Here is a 20,389-nt window from a genome sequence, read left to right as displayed (position 1 = left end):
GAACGGTACTCGTTACATTCAAACGCGATGCAAGTGATGCTCGCGTTTGGCGCAATACATCGCCTCGTCGGCATGCCTGAACAATTGCTTCTCTTCAGTGCCGTGATCGGGGTATCGGGCGACGCCGATACTCGGCTGGATGTTCAGGCTGTGCCCGTCCAAACGCAGGGGCTGGACCAGGACCTGACGGATTTTCTCGACCACGATGTCGGTATCGTCCGCAGCGCGAATGCTGTGCAGCAACACCACGAACTCATCGCCGCCGATGCGTGCCACGGTGTCGGTTTCCCGCACGCAGCCCTTGAGCCGGTTGGCCACTGCTTGCAGCAGCATGTCGCCGACCGTGTGGCCATGGGTGTCGTTGATTTGCTTGAAGCGGTCGAGGTCGACGTACAACAGCGCCATGCGCCCACCGTCCTCCCGGGCCACTTGCAGTGATGCCTTGAGCCGGTCGCGCAGCAGTTCACGGTTGGGTAACTGGGTCAGTTGGTCGTACTGGGCCATGTATTGCAGGCGTGCATGCAGTTGCTTGCGCTCGATGGCGGTCGCGACCTGGGCACAGACATACTGCAGCAGTTCCTTGTCTTGCTCGGTGTAGCGCTCGCCGCCCGGAATGCTTTTGACGATCAACGCGCCGATGGTGCCGTTTTGCGAGTTCAGCGGCACACCCAGCCAACACGGTGCGTTCTGCCCGGCCACCAGCACGTCGAAGCCGGCAGGAGGTGTGCACAGGTCCGGGGTCAACAGGATCGGCTGCCCCGTGCGGATCACCTCGGTGCACAGGCGCCCGGTCATGGTTCCGGGTTGTTCGGGCCGTGGCTCGTGGTCATCGACGTGATAAGGGAAATTCAACTGCGCGCAGTGTTCGTCGTACAGCGCCACGGAAAAATTCAGTGCCGGTAGCCATTCGCCGATGATCATGTGGATGCGTTTGAACAATGCCAGCAGATCCTCTGCCGCATGGGCCGCCTCGGAAATCGCATACAACGCCGCCTGCCGGGATTCGGCCTGTTTGCGTTCGGTGATGTCACGGGCCACCGCGATGCGCAACTGATCGTCCTCGGACCAGCGTGCCGACCAGAGGATGTGCACCACGCTGCCATCCTTGCGCAGGTAGCGGTTTTCGAAGTTAAGCTTGGGCTCGCCGCCCATGATTTCCCGGGCGGCGTCGAGGGTGCGCTGGCGATCGCCCGGGTGCACCATGTCGATCATCGGCTGGCCGATCATCTCATCGGCGCTGTAGCCGAAAATGCGCTCGCACGCCGCACTGACAAAGACGAAGCGGCCCTGTTTATCCACCGCACAGACGGCGTCCAGCAACAGATCGATATAGCTCGCCAGTGGCGCGGAATTTCGGTTTTCCATGGTTCAGCGTGGGTGTCCCGATAATGCAGCGCTTATCAATCATCCCTGCCCTGTCAGCCTTGCATCCTTGTGATCACATTCAAGCCTTGTTCGGCATCAGCCCCGGCAACGCATGCACCAGCGCATTGATGGCGAAACCGATGAACATCACCCCGCACAACCGGGTGATTGCCAGTTCATGACGCTGGTACAAGCTGCGCACCCGCCGCGCACCGACAACGCCGATGAGAATAGCGTAGGCGAGTAACCCGCCGACGAAACTCAGGGCGATCAGCGCCGGCAGCATTGACCAGTTGAGCAGTTCCGCGCGGCTCGACAACAGCGCCGTGAACGTCGCCACCGCTACCGGATAGGCCTTGGGATTGGTCAGGCCAAACAGAATGCCGTGCCAGAACGGCTGCCGCGCCGGCCCCTGCGGCGCATCACCATTGCTGCGCCGGGCGCGCACCGCACGCCAGCCGAGCCAGAACAGGTACAGGCCACTCAGTACGCCGAGCACGTCGAACGCGGTACTGCCGATCTCCCGCGCACCGACAATCGCGATCAGCGCCGTGCTGCACCAGACCACATCGCCGAGCAAATGCCCGCACAGAAACCCCGCCCCGGCCCGTCGCCCATGGGCTGCGCCAATGCCAAACACCGCCAGCACACCCGGCCCCGGAGTGATGCCGTAGATAAAACCCGAGGCAAGCACGGCCATTAGCAACGATGGGGTCATGGGGAGTCCTTTTGAACGGCTTGGCGAATGGCCGCCAGTCTATATCAGGTCCCGCAACATCGACTTACAGATCTTCGAAGAACTTCATCCCCGCATACGGCCGCTGCCGGCAGGCCATCAGGCGCGATGCCAGATCACCCACGTGGGCTTCCAGCTTGTGGCCATCCGGGTCGAGGAAGTAGAACGATGCGCCCTCGCTACGGTTGTCGCGCCACTCCTGCACCCGGGCGGATCGCAGGCGCTCGACGAAACGCGGAAAATCCGATGCATCGAGGCTGAAAGCGTAATGGGTGTAATCGGCGGCGGGCTCAGGATGGCGTAGCGGGTCGAGGGAGAGGCACAACCACAAACCCGGCAGCGACAGGTAGGCGCCGGTATCCCAAGTGGCTTCGAGGCGCAGTTGCAGGAGGCACTGGTAGAACGCCACGCTGCGGTTCAGGTCGGTGACGGCGAGGGTCAGGTGGTTGAGGCCTGTGAGCATGGGGTTAAAGACCTTTGAGGTTTTCAGGTGCGACGCAGGTTTTACCTAGGGGGCTGGTAACGATCTGCACACGGCAGATGGAAGGATTCAGCACCACCGCAAGACCATTTGTTACGACAGACGAACGGGGCGGCCTCCCCCCTGCATGACACTGTAGTATGTTGTATTACAAACCACTACATCGAGACCGCCATGGCCACCATGTCTTTGCGCCTGCCAGACGAAATCGCCAATACCCTCGCCAATCTTTCCAAGGCCACTGGCCGAAGCAAGTCGTTCCTCGCAGTAGATGCCTTGCGCGAGTATCTCGCGAGGGAAGCATGGCAAATCGAAGAAATTCAGAAAGCGCTGAAAGAAGCCGATGCCGGTGACTTCGCCTCGTCAGACGAGGTAAGTGCGATTGCTGATAAGTGGGTAAGCAATGCGCGTTGAGTGGCTGCGTACTGCACTCAAGAACCTTGATGAAGAAGCCGCTTACATTGCGATAGAGAATCCAAAGGCAGCAGCAGATTTCGTACAAGCCATTCTCGCCAGTGTCGATCACCTTGCGCGTTTTCCGGCGACAGGCCGGGAAGGTCGATTGCCCGGTACTCGTGAATGGATTTTGCCCGACCGCCCCTATCTGATTCCGTATCGAGTTCGCCAAGGTCGTCTGCAAGTGCTTAGGGTCTTCCACACTCGACGCCTTCCCCCCATCCATTGGTGATTACAGCGAATCATCCCCCCCGAAAATAAAACCCGTCTACCCCTGCACCAATCCGCTCATTCAGCCAGTTCAACGCCTGATCCCCGCCCCGCCGCTTGTGCCAGACCAGTACAAAGGTAAACGACGGGATGTGAAAGGGCGGCGGGACGACAATCAGCGACTGCTCATCGATATCGCGCAAGCCACGCGAGGCGACGGTGAGGATCAGGTCGGTGCCGCTGATGCATTCCGGGGCCACGCGCCAGTGCGGCAGGCTGATTGCAACGCGGCGGCGTTCACGCATTGCAGTCAACGCGCGCTCGATTTCCGGAGTGCCACTGCCGCGCATTTCCAGCAGCACATGGGGTCGAGCCAGGTAGGTGGGCAGGTCGAGCACACCGTCGGCGGGCAGGCTATTGCGATCCACCAGGCAGGCATAGTGCTCTTCGAACAGCGGGATGCTGCGCAATTCGTTAGGCATTTCAGGGAACACACCAATGGCGACGTCAATATCACCGTTGAGCACGCCGTCGAGCATGCTTTCGCGGCTGCCATGGCTGATTTGCAAGTCGATGCCCGGCGCTTCGCGGCGCAACGTCCGGATCAGTTCCGGCAGGACAATGGCGGCTCCATAGTCGGACATCGCCAGACGGAAGGTACGCTGGGTGGTCGCTGGATCGAAGGCATTGGGCACCAGCAGCGCTTGCACCTGGGCCAGGGCTTCGGCCAGCGGAGCTACGAGTTCCAGCGCCCGCGGAGTCGGTACAAGGCCGGCTCCGGCGCGCACCAGCAGCGGATCGCCGAGCAGGTCACGCAATCGCGCCAGCGCATGACTGACCGCAGGCTGACTCAAGTGCAGACGCTCGGCCGCCCGGGTCACGTGTTGCTCGCTGAGCAAGGCGTCGAGGATCACCAGCAAGTTGAGGTCGATGCGTCGTAGATCATTCATCTGCTGCATGTTCTGGATAACAAAACGGAATTTAAATCTGCGCGACGAATACCCTAGAGTCCAGCAAAACCTGTTGGAGATCGATCATGAGTACGTTGCATTGGGCCGGCCTGGTGGTGCTGGCGATGATTGCCGGAGCGGTGGTGCCGTTTCAGAGCGCCATCAACGTCAACCTCGGACGCGGGTTGGGTCATCCGTTGTGGGCGACGCTCGCATCTTTGCTGGTGAGCGTTGTGGTGTTGTTGCCGATCATCGTTGCGCTGCGATTGCCGTTGCCTTCACTGGCATTCATCAGCAAGGCGCCGCTTTGGATGTGGGCCGGTGGCGCTTTTGGGGTGTGCTTTATTTCCTTGGCATTGGTGCTACTGCCCAAGCTTGGTGCCGCGGGGTTCATGGCATTGGCGCTGGCGGGGCAAGTGGTGGCGTCGTTGTTGCTGGATCACTTCGGCTGGTTTGGGTTGGTGGAGCGGCAGCTCACCCTGCCCAAGGTGTTTGGGGTGGCGCTGTTGATGGCCGGGGTGGTGTTGATTCAATTTTTTGATGCACCGGCCAAGGGGTTGGCGACGGTGGGTTGAGGGGACAACCGACGGTACGATGGTGCTTTTCAGTCAGTCATCGCGAGCAAGCTCGCTCCCACAGGAGGTACGCAGTCCTTGTGGGAGCGGGCTTGCTCGCGAAAGCGGTCTGTCTGGCAATGTAGATTTCAGGCCTTGTCGAGGGTCCGCAACTTCTGCGGCAACCCCCACAGCAACAGCGCCACCGCGATCAACGCACAGACACCAATGACATACAGCGCCGGCGTGGTGCTGCCGGTCAGGTCCTTGATCCGGCCGACCATCACCGGGCTGACGATGCCGCCGAACTGGCCCAGGGTGTTGATCACCGCAATCCCGCCCGCCGCACCCGCGCCGGCACCGGCCAGAAGTTTCGGCGGCAGGGTCCAGAAGCTCGGGATGGAGGCGATGATCCCGGCACCGAGCAGGCCCAATGCAACAATCAGGAAGGTCGTGTGGTTGGCGAAGATCCCCGCACAGAAGAACCCGACCGCACCGACCGCCACCAGACCGGCGACAAACTTGCGCCGCTCGCCAGAAGCATCGGACAGGCGTCCGATCACCACCATGCTGATGGCGCCGCAAATATAGGGAATAGCGGTCAGCAGACCGATCATCACCGGACTTTCAGTGCCGGCGCTGCGGATCAGTTGCGGTGCCCAGAAATTCAAGCCGTAGGACGCCACCTGAATCAGGAAATAGATCAGACCCAAGGTCAGGAAACCCGGAATCTTAAGTGCGGCGAGCAGCGAACCACCGCTCTTGTGCGGCTCATGCTGAGCGATGCGGCTGGCCAGCAGGGTCTTCTCCGAAGACGTCAGCCAATGGGCATCTTCGATGCGATCCTTGAGCAGGGTCAGCACCAGCAAACCGAGACCGATGCACGGCACGCCGCCGAGCAGGAACAGCCAGTGCCAGCCACGCATTTGCAGCACCCCGTCGAGGTGTTGCAGCACCAGGCCGGAGAACGGCGCCCCCACCAGGCCGGCGAACGCCGACGACAGGAACAGCATCGAGGTGATGCGCCCGCGATAGTGCTGCGGGAACCACAGGGTCAGGTAGTACAGCACGCCCGGGGCAAACCCCGCCTCCATCGCACCGATCACGAAGCGCAGCACGTAGAACTGCCATTCGCTGTTGACGAACACCATGGCCGCCGTGGCCAGGCCCCAGGACATCATGATCCGGGCAATCCAGCGCCGGGCGCCGACCTTGTACAGCATCATGTTGCTGGGCACTTCGAAAATCACATAACCGACCACGAACAACCCGGCGCCGAGGCCATAAGCGGTGTCACTCAGGCTCAAGTCGGCCTGCAGCTGAAACTTGGCGAAGCTGATGTTGATGCGGTCGAAAAAGGCGAACAGGTAGCAGACCATGATCAGCGGCATCAGACGCCAGGCGACTTTGCTGACCAGGGCTTTTTCGGTGTCGTGGCTAACGGCCGGGCGCACGCCGGCCTCCAGTGTATTGAGGCTCATTGCAGTTCTCCAGGCGGACTGCCCGAGGGTGTCCGATTGTTTTTGTTGTCTGGTTGAGGTGCTTTTTACTGTGGGAGCGGGCTTGCTCGCGAAAGCGTTCTGACATCCGGCATTGATGTCGACTGACACTCCGCTTTCGCGAGCAAGCTCGCTCCCACAGGGGGGTGTGGTGTCAGGTGGGGATCGGGTGCAGGTCACAGTTGCGCCCGGCCTTGGCCAGTTGCCCCGGCACTTCGTGACCGAGCAGCGCCGGCAGTCCTCGGGACAGTTTCAGCAGCAGCGGCAGATCGATGCCGGTGTGGATGCCGACTTCATCGCACAGGTTCACCAGGTCCTCGGTGCAGATGTTTCCCGACGCTCCCGGTGCAAACGGACAGCCGCCGAGGCCGCCGAGGGCCGCGTCGAAGCGGCGGGCCCCGGCCTCGTAAGCGGCCAGCACATTGCACAGGCCAAGGCCGCGGGTGTTGTGGAAATGCAGGGTCAGATCATTGGGCGAAACCCGCTGCAAAACCCGTCGCACCAGCCGATCCACTTGCCGAGGATTGGCCATGCCCGTGGTGTCGGCCAGGGTAATGCCCTGGATGCCGAGCTCCTGATAGGCCTCGACGATTTGCAGTACGCGGTCCTCATCGATCTTGCCCTCGAACGGGCAGCCGAAGGTGGTGGCGATGCTGCCATTGAGACGCACCGGGCTTTCGCCAACGAACCGCACAATCTCGCCGAATGCGGCCAATGAATCTTCACAACGCATGCGCATGTTCGCTTGGTTGTGGGTCTGGCTGGCGGACATCACCAGGTTCAGCTCATCGGCACTGCACGCCAGCGCCCGTTGCGCACCTTTGAGGTTGGGGATCAACGCGATGTAGATCACCCCCGGTTGCCGGGTGATGCCCTTGAACACCAGCTCGCCATCACGCAACGCCGGAATGGCCTTGGGCGAAACGAACGAACCGGCTTCGATGCGGCTGAATCCGGCCAGCGACAGTTGATCGATCAGGGCAATCTTGTCGTGGGTTTCAACCCAGGTCGGCTCGATTTGCAAACCGTCGCGCGGGGACACTTCCTGCACGATCAAGCTATCGGAATAATCGCTGATCATTGCACCACTCCTTCGACTTTCAGGCGTTCGATGTCCATCACGGTAAGGCCCAATTGCGCGAGGATGCCGTCGGTGTGCTGGCCCAGCCCGGGACCGGACCAGTTCACGCCGCCGGGGGTTTCGGAGAGTTTCGGCACGATGCCCGGCATCTTCACCGTGGCGCCACCGGGCAGCTCGGCATTGAGCAGCATGTCCCGCGCCTGATAATGCGGATCGGCGACGATGTCGGCCACCGAGTAGATACGCCCGGCCGGGACTTCAGCAGCCTCCAGCGCGGCCAGAACCTCGTCGATGGGCAGGCTGCTGGTCCAGTGGGTGATAGCGGCGTCAAGCTGATTGCTTTTGGCTGCACGCCCGTCGTTGTGGGCGAACTCCGGCGCCTCGGCCAGATCGGCGCGGCCGATGGTGTGCATCAGGCGCTTGTAGATCGGATCGCTGTTGCCGGCAATCACCACGTAGGCGCCGTCGGCGGTCAGATACGTGTTGGACGGCGCGATCCCCGGCAAGGCGCCACCGCTGCGTTCACGCACATGGCCAAGCATGTCGTATTCCGGCACCAGGCTTTCCATGACGTTGAACACGCTTTCGGCCAAGGACACATCAACGATTTGCCCGCCGCCCTGCCCGGTCTTGACCCTTAGCAGCGACATCAGCGCACCGATCACCGCATGCAGCGAAGCCAGGGAATCGCCAAGGCTCACGCCAACCCGCGCCGGCGGCGAACCGGGCGTGCCGGTGGTGTAGCGAATCCCGCCCATGGCTTCGCCTATGGCACCGAAGCCCGGACGGTCGCGGTACGGGCCGGTCTGGCCGTATCCGGAAATCCGCACCAGCGTCAGGTTGGGATTGAGGGCGTGCAACACATCCCAGCCAAGGCCGAGTTTCTCCAGGGCGCCGGGGCGCAGGTTTTCGATCAGTACATCAGCGCTGCTCGCCAGTTGCTTGACCAGTTCGATGCCTTCGGGGGATTTGAGGTTCAACGCCAGGGATTTCTTGTTGCGCGATTGCAGGTACCACCACAGCGAGGTGCCTTCGTGCAGCTTGCGCCATTTGCGCAGGGGATCGCCCTGGCCCATGGCTTCGATCTTGATCACCTCGGCGCCGAACTCGGCAAGCATGCGCGCGGCGAAAGGCGCGGCAATCAGCGTGCCGATCTCGATCACTTTGATCGCACTCAAGGGGGCAGTCATCGCGGGGTACCTCTTGTTCTTGGAATATGGGCCAAGACTAGAGGAGCGGTGTCTGAGGAATCCAACCTTCAGTTGGCAACGAGCGTTCGCGAAATGCGAACGCCCGGGGAGATTATCGTGAGCTGTAGTCCGCCATCGCGAGCAAGCTCGCTCCCACACTGAATCCTCGGCACTCACACATCCCCTGTGGGAGCGAGCTTGCTCGCGATGAGGCCGGCACAGTCAGCGAAGAACTATCAGGCCGCCCCCCGCAAATGCTCAAACAACATCCGGCTCACCGGCGACAGCAACGCCTCATCGCGCACCACCAGAATCAACGCCCGATCGGACCATTCGTCCGTCAACGGCACCGCATGCAAACCCAACGCCCGGCCAAACAATTCATAGGCCCGCTGCGGAAGGATGCCGATCCCCATGTTGGCCTGGACCATGCGGCACATCGCATCGAACCCCGGCACATGAATGCGCACCCGCAACACCTTGCCGGCTTCGCGAGCCGCTGCATGGGTACGCATGTTGATCGAACTGGCGGCATGCAACCCAACGTAATCGCTGTCCAGCGTATCGGCGAAAGCTACGCTCGACCGGCTCGCCAATGGATGGTGCGGCGGCATCAACACCACCAGTTTGTCCTGACGATACAGCACGCTGTGCAGCCCCTTGATGTCACTGTCGATGGAACAGATCCCGAGGTCGGCCACCCCGTCGAGCACGCCCTGAATCACCCCGGCACTGGGGCGTTCTTCAAGGTCGGTCTTGACTTGTGGGTGACGCTCGGAAAAATCCCGCAGGTCCTCGGGCAAAAACTGAATGATCGCCGACAGGTTGGCGAGCATCCGCACATAACCGCGTACACCGTGGCTGTGCTCGCCCAGTTCAAGCCCCATTTTCTCGACGTTGAACAACATTTGCCGGGCGTGGTGCAGCAACGTTTCACCGGCCGGCGTCAGGGACATGCCCTTGGCCTGGCGCACGAACAGGCTGATGCCCAGCGCCTCTTCCAGCTCCATCAAGCGCTTGCTCGCCGCCGAGACGGCAATCGCTTCGCGCGACGCGGCACGGGTCAGCGTGCCCTCCTCATGGACGGCAACGAACAGTTGCAGGGTGATCAGGTCGAGACGGCGGATCAGGCTTTTTTGCAGCATCGGGTACTCGGCGAAGTCGGCTCGGGCGAAGTCGCAGCATAGCGTTCTTCACCCGAGTCGTGCCGTGGTCCAGGCACCCGGTCGTGATAAAGTCGCCGCCCATAGACCTTTTGCCGTGAGACGAAGACCGCAATGACCGATTTCCAGGATGTCGATGCCCAACTTGAAGACTGGAACGTCTTGCGCAACAACGCTTCGTTCAGTGGCTTGCTGGTGGGCAACGGTGCCAGTCGCGCGGTGTGGGACGATTTCGGCTACGAGTCGCTGTTCGAAAACGCCCGCACCGTTGAAGAAAAACCCCTGAGCCAATCCGAGCTGAGCGTGTTCGATGCGATGCAGACCCGCAGTTTCGAGCAGGTACTGAGCGCGTTGAAAACCACCAGCCGGGTCAACAAGGCCCTGGCTGTCAGCTCCGCCGCCCCGCGCAATCGCTACTACGCGATCAAGGAAGCACTGATCAACACCGTGCATGCGGTGCATATCCCGTGGCGGTTGGTGGTGCCTTCGACGCTGGCGTCGATCAATCAGGAACTGGCCAGCTATAGCACGGTGTTCACCACCAACTACGACTTGCTCAACTACTGGGCGGTGCAACACCAGCCTGAGGCGATCACCGATCTGTTCCAGGGTGCCGAACCCGCTTTCGACCTGAGCGACACGGCCACCGACAAAACCCGTTTGCTGTACTTGCACGGCGGTCTGCACCTGGTGCGCAACCAGGACGGCACGGCGCGCAAGCTGATGTCGACCGAGGGCACGCTGCTGGGCAATTTCGCCATCAACAACACGATCAAGACCCTCGACGATGTGCCGCTGTTCGTCAACGAAGGCCCGAGTGCGGACAAGCTCAAAACCATTCGCAGTTCGGACTATCTGTCGTTCTGCTACGAGCAATTACTTGGTCACGGCCAGGCGCTGTGCATCTTCGGCCATGCGTTGGGGGAGCAGGACAGCCACATCATCCACGCCTTGCGCCTGGCAAAGCCGCAGGTGCTGGCGATCTCGATCTACCCGCGCAGCAAGGCCTTCATCCAGCACCAGAAGCGGCACTACGCGAAAGTGTTTGAGGGGACGGGGGTTGAGTTGCGGTTTTTTGATTCGAAGAGCCATGCGTTGGGGAATTCAAAGTTATCGGTTCCAGTCGAAGTTTAGTACTGGCCGATCTGACGCTTTCGCGAGCAAGTCGAATCGTCGCACCGCCGCTCCCACAGGTGACTGAGTTCCTTCAGAGAAAATACGGTCGAATGTGGGAGCGAGCTTGCTCGCGATGCTTTTGGCAGTCGACTCATTCTTCGCTGCTATGCACCACCACCAGCAACTGCGCCTGTACCTCTCCCACCGAACGAATCCGGTGCGGTTTTTGCGCATTGAAGTGCAGCGCATCGCCACGATCGAGCAGCACGCGCTCGTTCATGAAGTCCACTTCCACCCGCCCCTCGTGGACGAACAGAAACTCCTCGCCCAAATGCTCCTTGAAGGTTTTGTCGGTGAATTCGGCTGGCGGGTAAATGATGAACGGCAACAGGCTGCGTGAACTGACCTGATGGGCCAGCACCGCGTAACCCGAATTGTTATCACTGGCACCCAAAGGTTGCCGCTCGTGGCTGCGCACCAGGCTGTAGCTGTCGAGGCTGACGTTGTCTTCAGAGAACAATTCCTCGACTTTCACGTTCAGCGCCTTGGCCAGTTTCAGCGCAGCAGCAATCGACGGTGTGTTCAACCCGCGCTCGACTTTTGACAGGTAACTCTTGGTCATGCCGGTTTGTTCGGCCAAGGTTTCCAACGTCACGCCAAGTTTTTTTCTGAGCAATTTCAAACGGATAGACATGTAGAGCGATTAATCCATCAAGGAGGCAACGATTTGTCCTTGCCAATGACACAATGTGTCATATAGCCTCTTTAGTGTCATTTGCGTTCACCGACGACTTTGCGAGGAACCGGTGAACCGCAAACCCGACGTCCATTGAATCACCCAAAGGACACCGATATGGCCAAGACATTAGCACTGCCCAAAGAGCAACTGGTCAAGCACGCACTGAGCCAAATGCAAAATACCCTGGCGGATAATACGTGGACCGCCCGGCAAAAGCTGGCCCTGACCTGCCGCATTCTGTTTGAGCACGGTCACGATTCCGGCCTTGCCGGGCAGATCACCGCCCGTGGTCCGCAACCCGGCACTTACTACACACAGCAACTGGGCCTGGGTTTCGACGAAATCACCGCGGGCAACCTGCTGCTGGTCAACGAAGACCTGGAGGTGCTCGAAGGCCACGGCATGCCCAACCCGGCCAACCGTTTTCACAGTTGGGTGTACCGCGCCCGAGCGGATGTGAACTGCATCATTCATACCCATCCGACCCACGTTGCAGCCTTGTCGATGCTGGAGGTGCCACTGCAGATTTCCCACATGGACCTCTGCCCGCTCTATGACGACTGCGCGTTTCTCGAAGGCTGGCCGGGTGTGCCAGTGGGCAACGAGGAAGGCGAGTTGATTGCCGGGGCGCTGGGCGACAAACGGGCGATCCTGCTTTCCCACCATGGCCAATTGTCCACCGGCAGCAGCATTGAGGAAGCCTGTGTCATCGCGCAACTGATCGAACGTGCCGCGAAGCTGCAACTGTTGGCGATGAGCGCCGGAACCATCAAGCCGATCATTCCCGAGCTGGGCCGTGAAGCCCATGACTGGATTGCCCGGCCGAAACGCCACGCCGCCGCTTTCAACTACTACGCCCGGCAGAGCCTGCGCCAACACGCCGATTGCCTGAACTGAACCCATTGATAGAACGGAGAGACACCATGCCCACCGCAAACATTCACGGCATCATCGGCTACACCATCACCCCTTTCACCGCCCATGGCGAAGGCGTTGACCTGGACGCCCTCGGGCGCTCCATCGACCGCCTGATCGAGGGCGGCGTGCACGCCATCGCGCCGCTGGGCAGCACCGGTGAAGGTGCCTACCTGAGCGACGCGGAGTGGGATCAGGTCAGCGAATTCAGCATCAGGCATGTGGCCAAACGCGTGCCGACGGTCGTCAGCGTGTCCGACCTGACCACCGCTAAAGCCGTGCGTCGCGCGCGCTTCGCCGAAGCCCATGGCGCCGATGTGGTGATGGTGCTGCCCGCGTCCTACTGGAAGCTCAGTGAAGCGGAAATCCTCGCCCATTACCGCGCCATCGGCGACAGCATCGGCGTGCCGATCATGCTCTACAACAACCCGGCCACCAGCGGCACCGACATGTCGGTGGACCTGATCCTGCGCATCGTCAACGCCGTGGAAAACGTGACCATGGTCAAGGAGAGCACCGGCGATATCCAGCGCATGCATCAGCTGCAACGTCTCGGCGAGGGCCAGGTGCCGTTCTACAACGGCTGCAATCCGTTGGCCCTGGAGGCCTTTGCCGCCGGCGCAAAAGGCTGGTGCACCGCCGCGCCGAACCTGATTCCGCAGCTCAACCTGGATTTGTACGAAGCAGTGCTGGCCAACGATTTGCGCAAGGCCCGGGAGCTGTTCTATCGCCAGTTGCCACTGCTGGATTTCATTCTCAAGGGTGGCTTGCCGGCGACGATCAAGGCAGGCTTGCGGGCGACGGGGCTGGAGGTGGGAGATCCGCGGCTGCCGGTGTTTCCGTTGAGTGAGGCGGGGCTTAGTCAGCTTCAAGGCCTACTCAAAGCCTTACGCTGAATTCAGGTTAAACAACCTCCCTGTGGGAGCGAGCTTGCTCGCGATGAGGCCATTAAATTCAACACAGATGTTGACTGTCAGACCGCCATCGCGAGCAAGCTCGCTCCCACAATGATTTGTACTGGCTTTGAAGGTAGTGATCAAAGCACCGGCAACGTCTTGTCCTTGATCACCTTGGTCGAGCCGTTGGCCTTCACACTGGCGATGCCTTTCTCCATGGCGGCATCCGAGGAATAAGCCTCGCTGCTACCGATGATTTCGTGATTACCCGCCTTGAGGTTGAAATACGGATGGCCATCCTTGGTGGTTTTCTTCTCGTAACGCTCATCCAGCGGGCTGTTGGCCTGGACCGAGGCGATGCCTTTGTCAGCGGCTGCATGGGTGGTGTACAGCTCGCTGGTCAGAATGGTCTCGGCATTGGCCGCCTTGAGGACAAACCTGAACTGGCCATTGCTGCTTTTGCTCACTTCATACCATCCGGACATGCTCTTTCTCCTTGGCGATTGAGAGGTTGCGCGCTTCACAGTAAAGACCAGGCCGGGATTTCTGTCGCCTTCACCACCGCCATCGCGAGCAAGCTCGCTCCCACAGTAGATTTGTGTATACCAAACCATTGTGGGAGCGAGCTTGCTCGCGATGGAGGCGACACCGTCTTCCTTACTTCGCCACAGACCGCACCACCGACAATTCCGGCACCTGAGTCCGCCGCTGGCTCAGGTACCGCGTACAACTGACCCGCAAGAATGAAGCGAAATTGACCACCTCGCCGCGATAGTCCATCACCTCTTCATATAGCTTGGCGATCAACTGATTGGTGGTCATGCCGTCGACTTCGGCGATTTCGCTGAGGATGTCCCAAAACTGATTCTCCAGCCGCAGAGTAGTGACCACCCCGCAGATGCGCAGCGAGCGGGAGCGCGATTCGTAGAGAATCGGGTCGGCTTTGACGTACAGCTCGCACATGGACATGTCCCTCATTACAGCGTGATTTTGGTACCCAGCAACCCCAGGAAACCGGCCAGCCAGTTCGGGTGCGCAGGCCAGGCCGGAGCCGTGGCCAGATTGCCCTGAACATGGCCGTCCGTCACCGGAATGTCGATATACGTACCGCCCGCCAGTCGAACTTCCGGAGCGCAAGCCGGATAGGCGCTGCATTCGCGACCTTCGAGGACACCCGCTGCCGCCAGCAACTGCGCGCCATGGCACACAGCGGCGATCGGCTTGCCGGCCTTATCGAAAGCGCGCACCAGTTCCAGGACCTTTTCGTTCAGGCGCAGGTACTCCGGCGCACGGCCACCCGGAATCAGAACGGCGTCATAATCGGCGGCGTTGACCTTGGCGAAATCGAAGTTGAGGGCAAACAGGTGACCGGGTTTTTCGCTGTAGGTCTGGTCGCCTTCAAAGTCATGAATCGCCGTGCGCACGGTCTGGCCGGCGGTTTTGTCCGGGCAAACAGCGTGCACCGTATGGCCGACCATCAGCAGCGCCTGGAACGGCACCATCACTTCATAGTCTTCGACGTAATCACCAACCAGCATCAGAATTTTTTTCGCAGCCATGGGGAGGACTCCTCTGGAAAATGCGTGGGCATGCAGGAGTATTCAAGGTAGTCCTTATCCGTGGGGGTGGGTAATAACCTGCTACTACGGCGTTATCGTTCTTCGCGAGCAAGCCCGCACCCACATTGGAATGCGTTCCCCCCCAGTGGGAGCGGGCTTGCTCGCGAAGAGGCCCGCAAACTGTACGGATAAGTCTGTGCCTAGCTGTAACAGCGGACAACCCACGGTTTATGGCTATATGGAGCCTTACCCCATCACCCAAAACTCTGGTTGCCATCATGTCCTCGCGCGAAAACACCGGCATGGCCCTGGGCCTGCTCGGCGTTGTGATCTTCAGCCTCACCCTGCCCTTCACGCGGATCGTCGTGCAGGAACTCCACCCGCTGCTCAACGGCCTGGGCCGGGCACTGTTTGCGGCGGTGCCGGCAGCGTTGCTGTTGCTGTGGCGCCGGGAAAAATGGCCGACCTGGAAGCAGGTCAAAGGCCTGACGCTGGTGATGGCCGGGGTGATCCTCGGTTTCCCGGTACTGTCGGCCTGGGCCATGCAAACCTTGCCGGCGTCCCACGGTGCGCTGGTCAACGGTTTGCAACCGCTGTGCGTGGCGCTGTACGCCGCGTGGCTGTCCCATGAGCGGCCTTCGAAAGCCTTCTGGGCTTGCGCCGCACTGGGCAGTGCGCTGGTACTCGGTTATGCACTGATCAGCGGTGCCGGCAGTATTCAGGCCGGTGACTTGCTGATGCTCGGTGCCATTGCAGTGGGCGGATTGGGGTACGCCGAGGGAGGTCGACTGGCCAGGGAAATGGGTGGCTGGCAGGTGATCTGCTGGGCGCTGGTGCTGTCGACGCCGTTGCTGATCGGCCCCGTGGTGTATCTGGCGCTGCAACATCAGGGCGAGATTTCCGCCAAGACCTGGTGGGCCTTCGGTTATGTCTCGCTGTTTTCGCAGTTCATCGGCTTCTTCGCCTGGTACGCCGGGCTCGCCATGGGCGGCATTGCCCGGGTCAGTCAGATCCAGTTGCTGCAGATCTTCTTCACCATCGCCTTCTCGGCGCTGTTCTTCGGTGAACACATCGAACCGATCACCTGGCTGTTTGCGGCCGGAGTCATCGTGACAGTGATGCTGGGACGCAAGACCGCGGTCAGCCCCAATAATGTGGGAGCGAGCTTGCTCGCGATGGGGACATCACATTCAACACATTTGTCGACCGTAAATCCGCCATCGCGAGCAAGCTCGCTCCCACAGGATCAAAGGTAACCGTCAGCGCGCAGCAACGTTTCCAGGCAATGCTCGCTGATGTGATAGAAATCCTTCAGCTCCTGGATCTTCGCCAGCAGCTGGGCCGGGGCCACCGGTTCGGCGCGCTTGACCGCCAGGATCATCTTGTTCTTGTTGGTGTGGTCCAGTGAGATGAACTCGAACACCTTGGTCTCGTAGCCGCAGGCCTCAAGGAACAACGCACGCAAACTGTCGGTGACCATCTCCGCCTGCTGCCCCAGGTGCAAGCCGTATTGCAGCATTGGCTTGAGCAGCGCCGGGCTCTGGATTTGCAGGCGGATCTGTTTGTGGCAGCACGGCGAGCACATGATGATCGAGGCGCCGGAGCGGATGCCGGTGTGGATCGCATAATCGGTGGCGATGTCGCAGGCATGCAGGGCGATCATCACGTCCAGTTCGCTCGGCGCCACGCTGCGCACGTCACCGCACTTGAACACCAGGCCGGGGTGCTCAAGCTTGGCGGCAGCGGTGTTGCACAAGGTGACCATGTCTTCACGCAGCTCGACGCCGGTCACCTCGCCTTCGGCCTTCAAGGTGTTGCGCAGGTAATCGTGGATGGCGAAGGTCAGGTAGCCCTTGCCCGACCCGAAGTCCGCCACACGCACCGGTTTGTCCAGCGCCAGGGGCGACGAGGTCAGCGCATGGCTGAACACTTCGATGAACTTGTTGATCTGCTTCCACTTACGTGACATCGCGGGGATCAGTTCATGCTGCTTGTTGGTCACGCCAAGGTCGGCGAGAAACGGCCGGCTCAAGTCCAGAAAGCGGTTTTTCTCGCGGTTGTGCTCGGCGGATGGCACTTCACGCAATTGCTGAGGTTTGCTCTTGAACAGCGATGACTTGCCCTTTTTGCTGTATTCGAGCTGGGCTTCGTCGGTCAACGACAACAAATGCGCATTTTTGAACGACGCCGGCAGCAGCCCGGCAATGCTCGCTACGCCTTCGGCCAGCGGCAGGTTCCTGGTGATATCGCGAGTCTTGTAGCGATAGACGAAAGACAGGCAAGGCTGCGCCTTGACCGTCACCGGCTTGATGATGATCCGCTGCAGGTCCGCCTCATCGCCGGCGTATTTGGCCAGTATCAGTTTGATAAAGGCGTTTTGATCGAGGCTGGTTTGCAGCAGTTCGATGAACTGGGCGTGATGATCCGGCGCGAGGCTGGCGGGAGTGGCAGTGACGGACATGGAAAAAGCGGCCTCAGGCGATGCAAATCGGAGAATGCCGGTATTTTAAGGGGGACGAGGACTTTGGGCACGGGGTTATTTTGTGGCAGGTCCCAGTCATTCAGCCCAGGACCTCTATATAACCGTTGAAACCTCAGGGTTCCACCAGGCGAAGCCTGCGGCTGTTCGGCGAGTTAATGATGTGTTTGACGATCAACCCCACTGGCACCGCCCAGGTCAGGCCATTGGCAGGGTCAGTCACCACGGCGACCGTTTCGGAACTGGCATCGATGTCCAGGCGCCGACGGTCGTTGCACGACTTGAGTACGCCATAGGCACGGCTAACCAGCCTTTCTGCCAGGTGCATCGGTACATCCATATTCTGCAGATGCTTCACCGCACGACAAAACAGGACTTGATCATCGATCCCCCCTTCACTTTCATGACGCCCCAGAAACGCCTGGGCAATATCCAATAGCTCCTCATTCAGATCTGCATTTTCATCGATGACCTTCATGCTCACGTCTCCTGCGCTACTTCTGTCGCTGCAGGATTGACTGCAGCAGGCCGGGCGGCATGGCGCAAATCGGGTCCGGCGCAAGGCAGGCGTACGGCCGGATTGGGCATGCCACTGGGCGAAAGTTCATGGGTCATTTCAAATTCGGCACGTACCGACCAACCGCACGCTTCCGACGTACATTGCAAATACGCCACCCGCAGGAAAATATGCCGGCCCTCGCTGGTGCGGATGCGCATCCTGTTCAAGCAGTGCGGGCACACCATTTTATAAGTACTCATACTGGATTCCCGGTGGTCATTGGGTGGCAATCAACCTGATCAAACGCAATACTGTTTGAGACATTCATCGCGGTGCTCCGGCCTTGCAAACAGTGTCTGCCAGACATAAGGAAGTGCATCGGGCAGACGCGTAATGGGTTCGAGCCATGCTCGTAGGAAATCACCCTGATACCATTAGGAAGTTTCGTCATCGTATTCTTCTGACTCATCTTTGATGATTGATTACTTACAAGAAAAAAAGTACTCATTACGCATAAATTAGGCACTCAAAAAGCATATGTCAAAAGGAAGAGGCTCAAATTGCGTAGCAAAAAATCACAAGCTGTTCTGGCTCGACTGAAGCAAGTTACGGGTACAAAAACCGATGCTTCCTTATCTTCCGCCTTACAGATCAGCCCGCAAACCCTTAGTAGCTGGCGAGGCCGCGACAGCACGCCATACTCATTATGCGTAGAAATCGCTCAAGCCCGGGGGATCTCCCTTGACTGGTTGCTGCTGGGTGAAGGACCGATCCTGAGACAAACCGTTACTGATTCCCCGGAGGGTAATCAGGAAAACACAATACGGGAAAACACCATTCTCGCGCTCTGGCGGTTGCTCGACGAAGATGATCGCTGCGCCATACAAAACGCATTGGAGGAAAAGCAACGACTGCGTGATATGGAACTCAGGCTTTGCGAAATGGCCTCTATTCTGGCAACACTCAAACCTTCGAATGAAACTTGATGACCTATGTAATCCGAAGTTTCATTGCTTGAAGACGTGCCATGGGCAACAGGTAGAAATGCGCTGATAACACGCCACCCTGAATACACCCGGACAACCCATTCACGGACCATCATTTGCGCCCTCTCAAGTGTCGAATGATTTCGCCGATACCGGCGCCATCGATCCATTGCATGAGCTTGAGGCTGATGGGAATCACGATCAGCGCGCAAAAAAAGGCTGTTACGCCTTCTGTCAGAAAAGGCGCCAGCGGATGTGCGACAGGCGTAAAGAGGTATCCGACACCGGCAGACAGCAACAAGGAACCGATGCGCTGCCAGGTCTTGAAGTTATTGCGGGCAGTAGTGACCAGCCATGCGCCGAGCATTGCGCCGAACAGTACCTCTCCATTAACGACTGGCAGCGATGCAATCCCCATTCCCAGCATGAGCCCACTGATACCGTTGTAGGTCGAATCAGTCAGGCTCATGCACACCTCGCGCCACGACCGAGTCCACGATGATCGCTCCCGACTCGATCGCCTTGAGCAAGGCGCAAGTGCGAGAGCTGACGTCGAACTTTCGGCGGATATTGGCGAAGTGAAAATTGACGGTAGATTCCGTGCAATTCTCGATCCTGGCGATTTCCCAGGAAGTCTTGCCCTTGAAACACCACATCAGGACTTGAGTTTCCTTCGCCGTCAGCTTCGCCGTTGGTGTACTTCCCTCTCCGCCAGGCGCTACCCGTGCCAAAGAGTCAATCGATTGTCGGGTTGTCATAAGAATCCCTCTTCGCGGGAACACCCGTCGCTGGGCGTCCACTGTTAGAGAGAAATACTGACGACCAGGCCGAACCCGGACAATCAACGGGAGTTGTAGCGACGAGCGCTACACAATGCGATGAAAAGTCTTAGCCGAGCACCACCAACCGGTTCGGCAACTCATTGCGCACGTGGGTCACAGGCACATGCACCTTGAGCAGCTCGCCACAGGCTTCGATACAGTGGACGAACCCCTGCAGTGTCTGCCCCTGTTTCACCTGCCGGGTAAACGTGGCGACGATCGCGTCCCAGTTCTTGTTGTCCAGACGACTGGAAATCCCTTCATCCACCAGGATCTCTACATAACGCTCAGCCTCGGAAACGAAAATCAGCACGCCGGTGCCGCCCTCGGTGTGGTGCAGGTTCTGCTCCAGGAACTGCCGGCGCGCCAGGTTCGAGGCGCGCCAGTGGCGCACCGAGCGCGGGATCAGATGGGTGGTGACTTTCGGCAGGCGGAACACCAGGCACAGCACGATGAAGATGGCCCATTGCACCAGCAGCAGGCTGTGCAGGGTCAGCCAACCGGTGAAGTAATGCACGATGCCCGGTACCAGCAGCGCCAGCAGGCTGGCCCACAACAACGGGATGTACGCATAGTCGTCGGCGCGGGCCGCGAGCACGGTCACCAGTTCTGCATCGGTGTCGCGCTCGACCCGGGCAATGGCCTCGGCCACTTTGCGTTGCTCGTGTTCAGTCAGTAATGCCATGTCGTGAAG

The 20,389-nt window shown here is 59.7% G+C and carries 26 protein-coding genes; 8 read left to right on the top strand and 18 right to left on the bottom strand.

The window, feature by feature from the left end:
• Positions 1 to 18 precede the first annotated feature (18 nt).
• The 3 genes from ACEN8Z_RS09320 to fos form a co-directional block, all read right to left on the bottom strand.
• On the bottom strand, positions 19 to 1,365 hold the full coding sequence (locus ACEN8Z_RS09320; protein ID WP_495597437.1) for a sensor domain-containing protein: 1,347 nt from the start codon (positions 1,363 to 1,365) through the stop codon (positions 19 to 21).
• 79 nt (positions 1,366 to 1,444) lie between these two features.
• On the bottom strand, positions 1,445 to 2,083 hold the full coding sequence (locus ACEN8Z_RS09315) for a LysE family translocator (protein WP_495597436.1): 639 nt from the start codon (positions 2,081 to 2,083) through the stop codon (positions 1,445 to 1,447).
• A 64-nt stretch (positions 2,084 to 2,147) separates the two neighbouring features.
• A complete protein-coding gene (gene fos, locus ACEN8Z_RS09310; RefSeq protein ID WP_495597435.1) occupies positions 2,148 to 2,564 on the bottom strand; it encodes a fosfomycin resistance glutathione transferase in 417 nt (138 codons plus the stop codon).
• A 192-nt stretch (positions 2,565 to 2,756) separates the two neighbouring features.
• Here fos and relB point away from each other — a divergent pair, with 192 nt between their 5' ends.
• Together relB and ACEN8Z_RS09300 are read left to right on the top strand one after the other, a co-directional pair.
• A complete protein-coding gene (gene relB, locus ACEN8Z_RS09305; protein WP_495597434.1) occupies positions 2,757 to 2,996 on the top strand; it encodes a type II toxin-antitoxin system RelB family antitoxin in 240 nt (79 codons plus the stop codon).
• Positions 2,986 to 3,270, top strand: a complete 285-nt coding sequence (locus ACEN8Z_RS09300; protein ID WP_102699025.1) for a type II toxin-antitoxin system RelE/ParE family toxin — start codon at positions 2,986 to 2,988, stop codon at positions 3,268 to 3,270. Before relB ends, ACEN8Z_RS09300 begins: the two co-directional genes overlap by 11 nt.
• A 10-nt stretch (positions 3,271 to 3,280) precedes the next feature.
• Here ACEN8Z_RS09300 and ACEN8Z_RS09295 read toward each other — a convergent pair whose 3' ends face one another.
• A complete protein-coding gene (locus ACEN8Z_RS09295; RefSeq protein ID WP_495597433.1) occupies positions 3,281 to 4,207 on the bottom strand; it encodes a LysR family transcriptional regulator in 927 nt (308 codons plus the stop codon).
• A gap of 77 nt (positions 4,208 to 4,284) precedes the next feature.
• On the opposite strand from ACEN8Z_RS09295, the gene ACEN8Z_RS09290 reads away from it, so the two are divergent.
• Positions 4,285 to 4,773, top strand: coding sequence for a DMT family transporter (locus tag ACEN8Z_RS09290; protein WP_495597432.1), 489 nt, complete (start codon positions 4,285 to 4,287; stop codon positions 4,771 to 4,773).
• Positions 4,774 to 4,901: 128 nt separating this feature from the next.
• Here ACEN8Z_RS09290 and ACEN8Z_RS09285 read toward each other — a convergent pair whose 3' ends face one another.
• The 4 genes from ACEN8Z_RS09285 to ACEN8Z_RS09270 all read right to left on the bottom strand — a co-directional run bounded on the left by ACEN8Z_RS09285 (position 4,902) and on the right by ACEN8Z_RS09270 (position 9,667).
• Entirely contained in the window at positions 4,902 to 6,233 is a 1,332-nt protein-coding gene (locus ACEN8Z_RS09285; RefSeq protein ID WP_495597431.1) for an MFS transporter, read from the bottom strand.
• A gap of 172 nt (positions 6,234 to 6,405) precedes the next feature.
• Entirely contained in the window at positions 6,406 to 7,332 is a 927-nt protein-coding gene (locus ACEN8Z_RS09280) for a hydroxymethylglutaryl-CoA lyase (RefSeq protein WP_495597430.1), read from the bottom strand.
• Positions 7,329 to 8,522, bottom strand: a complete 1,194-nt coding sequence (locus ACEN8Z_RS09275) for a CaiB/BaiF CoA transferase family protein (protein WP_495597429.1) — start codon at positions 8,520 to 8,522, stop codon at positions 7,329 to 7,331. The genes ACEN8Z_RS09280 and ACEN8Z_RS09275 overlap by 4 nt, the downstream gene beginning before the upstream one ends.
• Positions 8,523 to 8,758: 236 nt before the next feature.
• Positions 8,759 to 9,667, bottom strand: coding sequence for a LysR family transcriptional regulator (locus ACEN8Z_RS09270; RefSeq protein ID WP_007999350.1), 909 nt, complete (start codon positions 9,665 to 9,667; stop codon positions 8,759 to 8,761).
• Between the two features lie 132 nt (positions 9,668 to 9,799).
• Between ACEN8Z_RS09270 and ACEN8Z_RS09265 the strand changes: the two genes are divergently transcribed.
• Positions 9,800 to 10,819 carry a DUF4917 family protein gene (locus tag ACEN8Z_RS09265; RefSeq protein WP_495597428.1) on the top strand — a complete coding sequence of 340 codons (1,020 nt, stop codon included), beginning with the start codon at positions 9,800 to 9,802 and terminating at the stop codon, positions 10,817 to 10,819.
• A 133-nt stretch (positions 10,820 to 10,952) separates the two neighbouring features.
• On the opposite strand, the gene ACEN8Z_RS09260 is transcribed toward ACEN8Z_RS09265, so the two are convergent.
• Entirely contained in the window at positions 10,953 to 11,495 is a 543-nt protein-coding gene (locus ACEN8Z_RS09260; protein ID WP_007999354.1) for a helix-turn-helix domain-containing protein, read from the bottom strand.
• Positions 11,496 to 11,654: 159 nt separating this feature from the next.
• Here ACEN8Z_RS09260 and ACEN8Z_RS09255 point away from each other — a divergent pair, with 159 nt between their 5' ends.
• Entirely contained in the window at positions 11,655 to 12,437 is a 783-nt protein-coding gene (locus ACEN8Z_RS09255) for an aldolase (protein WP_007999357.1), read from the top strand.
• A gap of 26 nt (positions 12,438 to 12,463) precedes the next feature.
• Positions 12,464 to 13,351: a dihydrodipicolinate synthase family protein gene (locus tag ACEN8Z_RS09250; protein ID WP_495597427.1), complete on the top strand. Its 888-nt coding sequence runs from the start codon at positions 12,464 to 12,466 to the stop codon at positions 13,349 to 13,351.
• 140 nt (positions 13,352 to 13,491) lie between these two features.
• Here ACEN8Z_RS09250 and ACEN8Z_RS09245 read toward each other — a convergent pair whose 3' ends face one another.
• The 3 genes from ACEN8Z_RS09245 to ACEN8Z_RS09235 all read right to left on the bottom strand — a co-directional run bounded on the left by ACEN8Z_RS09245 (position 13,492) and on the right by ACEN8Z_RS09235 (position 14,910).
• On the bottom strand, positions 13,492 to 13,836 hold the full coding sequence (locus ACEN8Z_RS09245; RefSeq protein ID WP_007999360.1) for a YegP family protein: 345 nt from the start codon (positions 13,834 to 13,836) through the stop codon (positions 13,492 to 13,494).
• 172 nt (positions 13,837 to 14,008) lie between these two features.
• Positions 14,009 to 14,314, bottom strand: coding sequence for a ribbon-helix-helix domain-containing protein (locus ACEN8Z_RS09240; RefSeq protein WP_495598108.1), 306 nt, complete (start codon positions 14,312 to 14,314; stop codon positions 14,009 to 14,011).
• A 14-nt stretch (positions 14,315 to 14,328) separates the two neighbouring features.
• The gene (locus tag ACEN8Z_RS09235; RefSeq protein WP_223462961.1) at positions 14,329 to 14,910 is read right to left on the bottom strand and encodes a DJ-1/PfpI family protein; all 582 of its coding nucleotides are present in this window, start codon (positions 14,908 to 14,910) and stop codon (positions 14,329 to 14,331) included.
• Between the two features lie 278 nt (positions 14,911 to 15,188).
• Between ACEN8Z_RS09235 and ACEN8Z_RS09230 the strand changes: the two genes are divergently transcribed.
• Positions 15,189 to 16,166, top strand: a complete 978-nt coding sequence (locus tag ACEN8Z_RS09230) for a DMT family transporter (RefSeq protein WP_495597426.1) — start codon at positions 15,189 to 15,191, stop codon at positions 16,164 to 16,166.
• Here ACEN8Z_RS09230 and ACEN8Z_RS09225 read toward each other — a convergent pair.
• From ACEN8Z_RS09225 to ACEN8Z_RS09215, 3 genes are all read right to left on the bottom strand, one after another.
• Positions 16,157 to 17,371, bottom strand: coding sequence for a class I SAM-dependent methyltransferase (locus ACEN8Z_RS09225; RefSeq protein ID WP_495597425.1), 1,215 nt, complete (start codon positions 17,369 to 17,371; stop codon positions 16,157 to 16,159). The genes ACEN8Z_RS09230 and ACEN8Z_RS09225 overlap by 10 nt on opposite strands.
• A gap of 133 nt (positions 17,372 to 17,504) precedes the next feature.
• On the bottom strand, positions 17,505 to 17,867 hold the full coding sequence (locus ACEN8Z_RS09220; protein ID WP_008000171.1) for a hypothetical protein: 363 nt from the start codon (positions 17,865 to 17,867) through the stop codon (positions 17,505 to 17,507).
• A gap of 2 nt (positions 17,868 to 17,869) precedes the next feature.
• Positions 17,870 to 18,148, bottom strand: coding sequence for an Ogr/Delta-like zinc finger protein (locus tag ACEN8Z_RS09215; RefSeq protein ID WP_116262198.1), 279 nt, complete (start codon positions 18,146 to 18,148; stop codon positions 17,870 to 17,872).
• A 300-nt stretch (positions 18,149 to 18,448) separates the two neighbouring features.
• Between ACEN8Z_RS09215 and ACEN8Z_RS09210 the strand changes: the two genes are divergently transcribed.
• Positions 18,449 to 18,874, top strand: coding sequence for a helix-turn-helix transcriptional regulator (locus ACEN8Z_RS09210; RefSeq protein ID WP_442101006.1), 426 nt, complete (start codon positions 18,449 to 18,451; stop codon positions 18,872 to 18,874).
• Between the two features lie 112 nt (positions 18,875 to 18,986).
• Here ACEN8Z_RS09210 and ACEN8Z_RS09205 read toward each other — a convergent pair whose 3' ends face one another.
• The 3 genes from ACEN8Z_RS09205 to ACEN8Z_RS09195 form a co-directional block, all read right to left on the bottom strand.
• Positions 18,987 to 19,343 (bottom strand): putative holin, encoded by a 357-nt coding sequence (locus ACEN8Z_RS09205; RefSeq protein ID WP_008000169.1) that lies wholly within the window; start codon positions 19,341 to 19,343, stop codon positions 18,987 to 18,989.
• The gene (locus ACEN8Z_RS09200; protein ID WP_008000168.1) at positions 19,330 to 19,632 is read right to left on the bottom strand and encodes a helix-turn-helix transcriptional regulator; all 303 of its coding nucleotides are present in this window, start codon (positions 19,630 to 19,632) and stop codon (positions 19,330 to 19,332) included. The genes ACEN8Z_RS09205 and ACEN8Z_RS09200 overlap by 14 nt, the downstream gene beginning before the upstream one ends.
• Positions 19,633 to 19,762: 130 nt before the next feature.
• On the bottom strand, positions 19,763 to 20,380 hold the full coding sequence (locus ACEN8Z_RS09195; protein WP_495597424.1) for a TPM domain-containing protein: 618 nt from the start codon (positions 20,378 to 20,380) through the stop codon (positions 19,763 to 19,765).
• Positions 20,381 to 20,389 lie beyond the last annotated feature (9 nt).

This window comes from Pseudomonas sp. Pseusp10, assembly GCF_059492225.1.
This window is presented reverse-complemented; position numbering and strand designations above follow the sequence as displayed.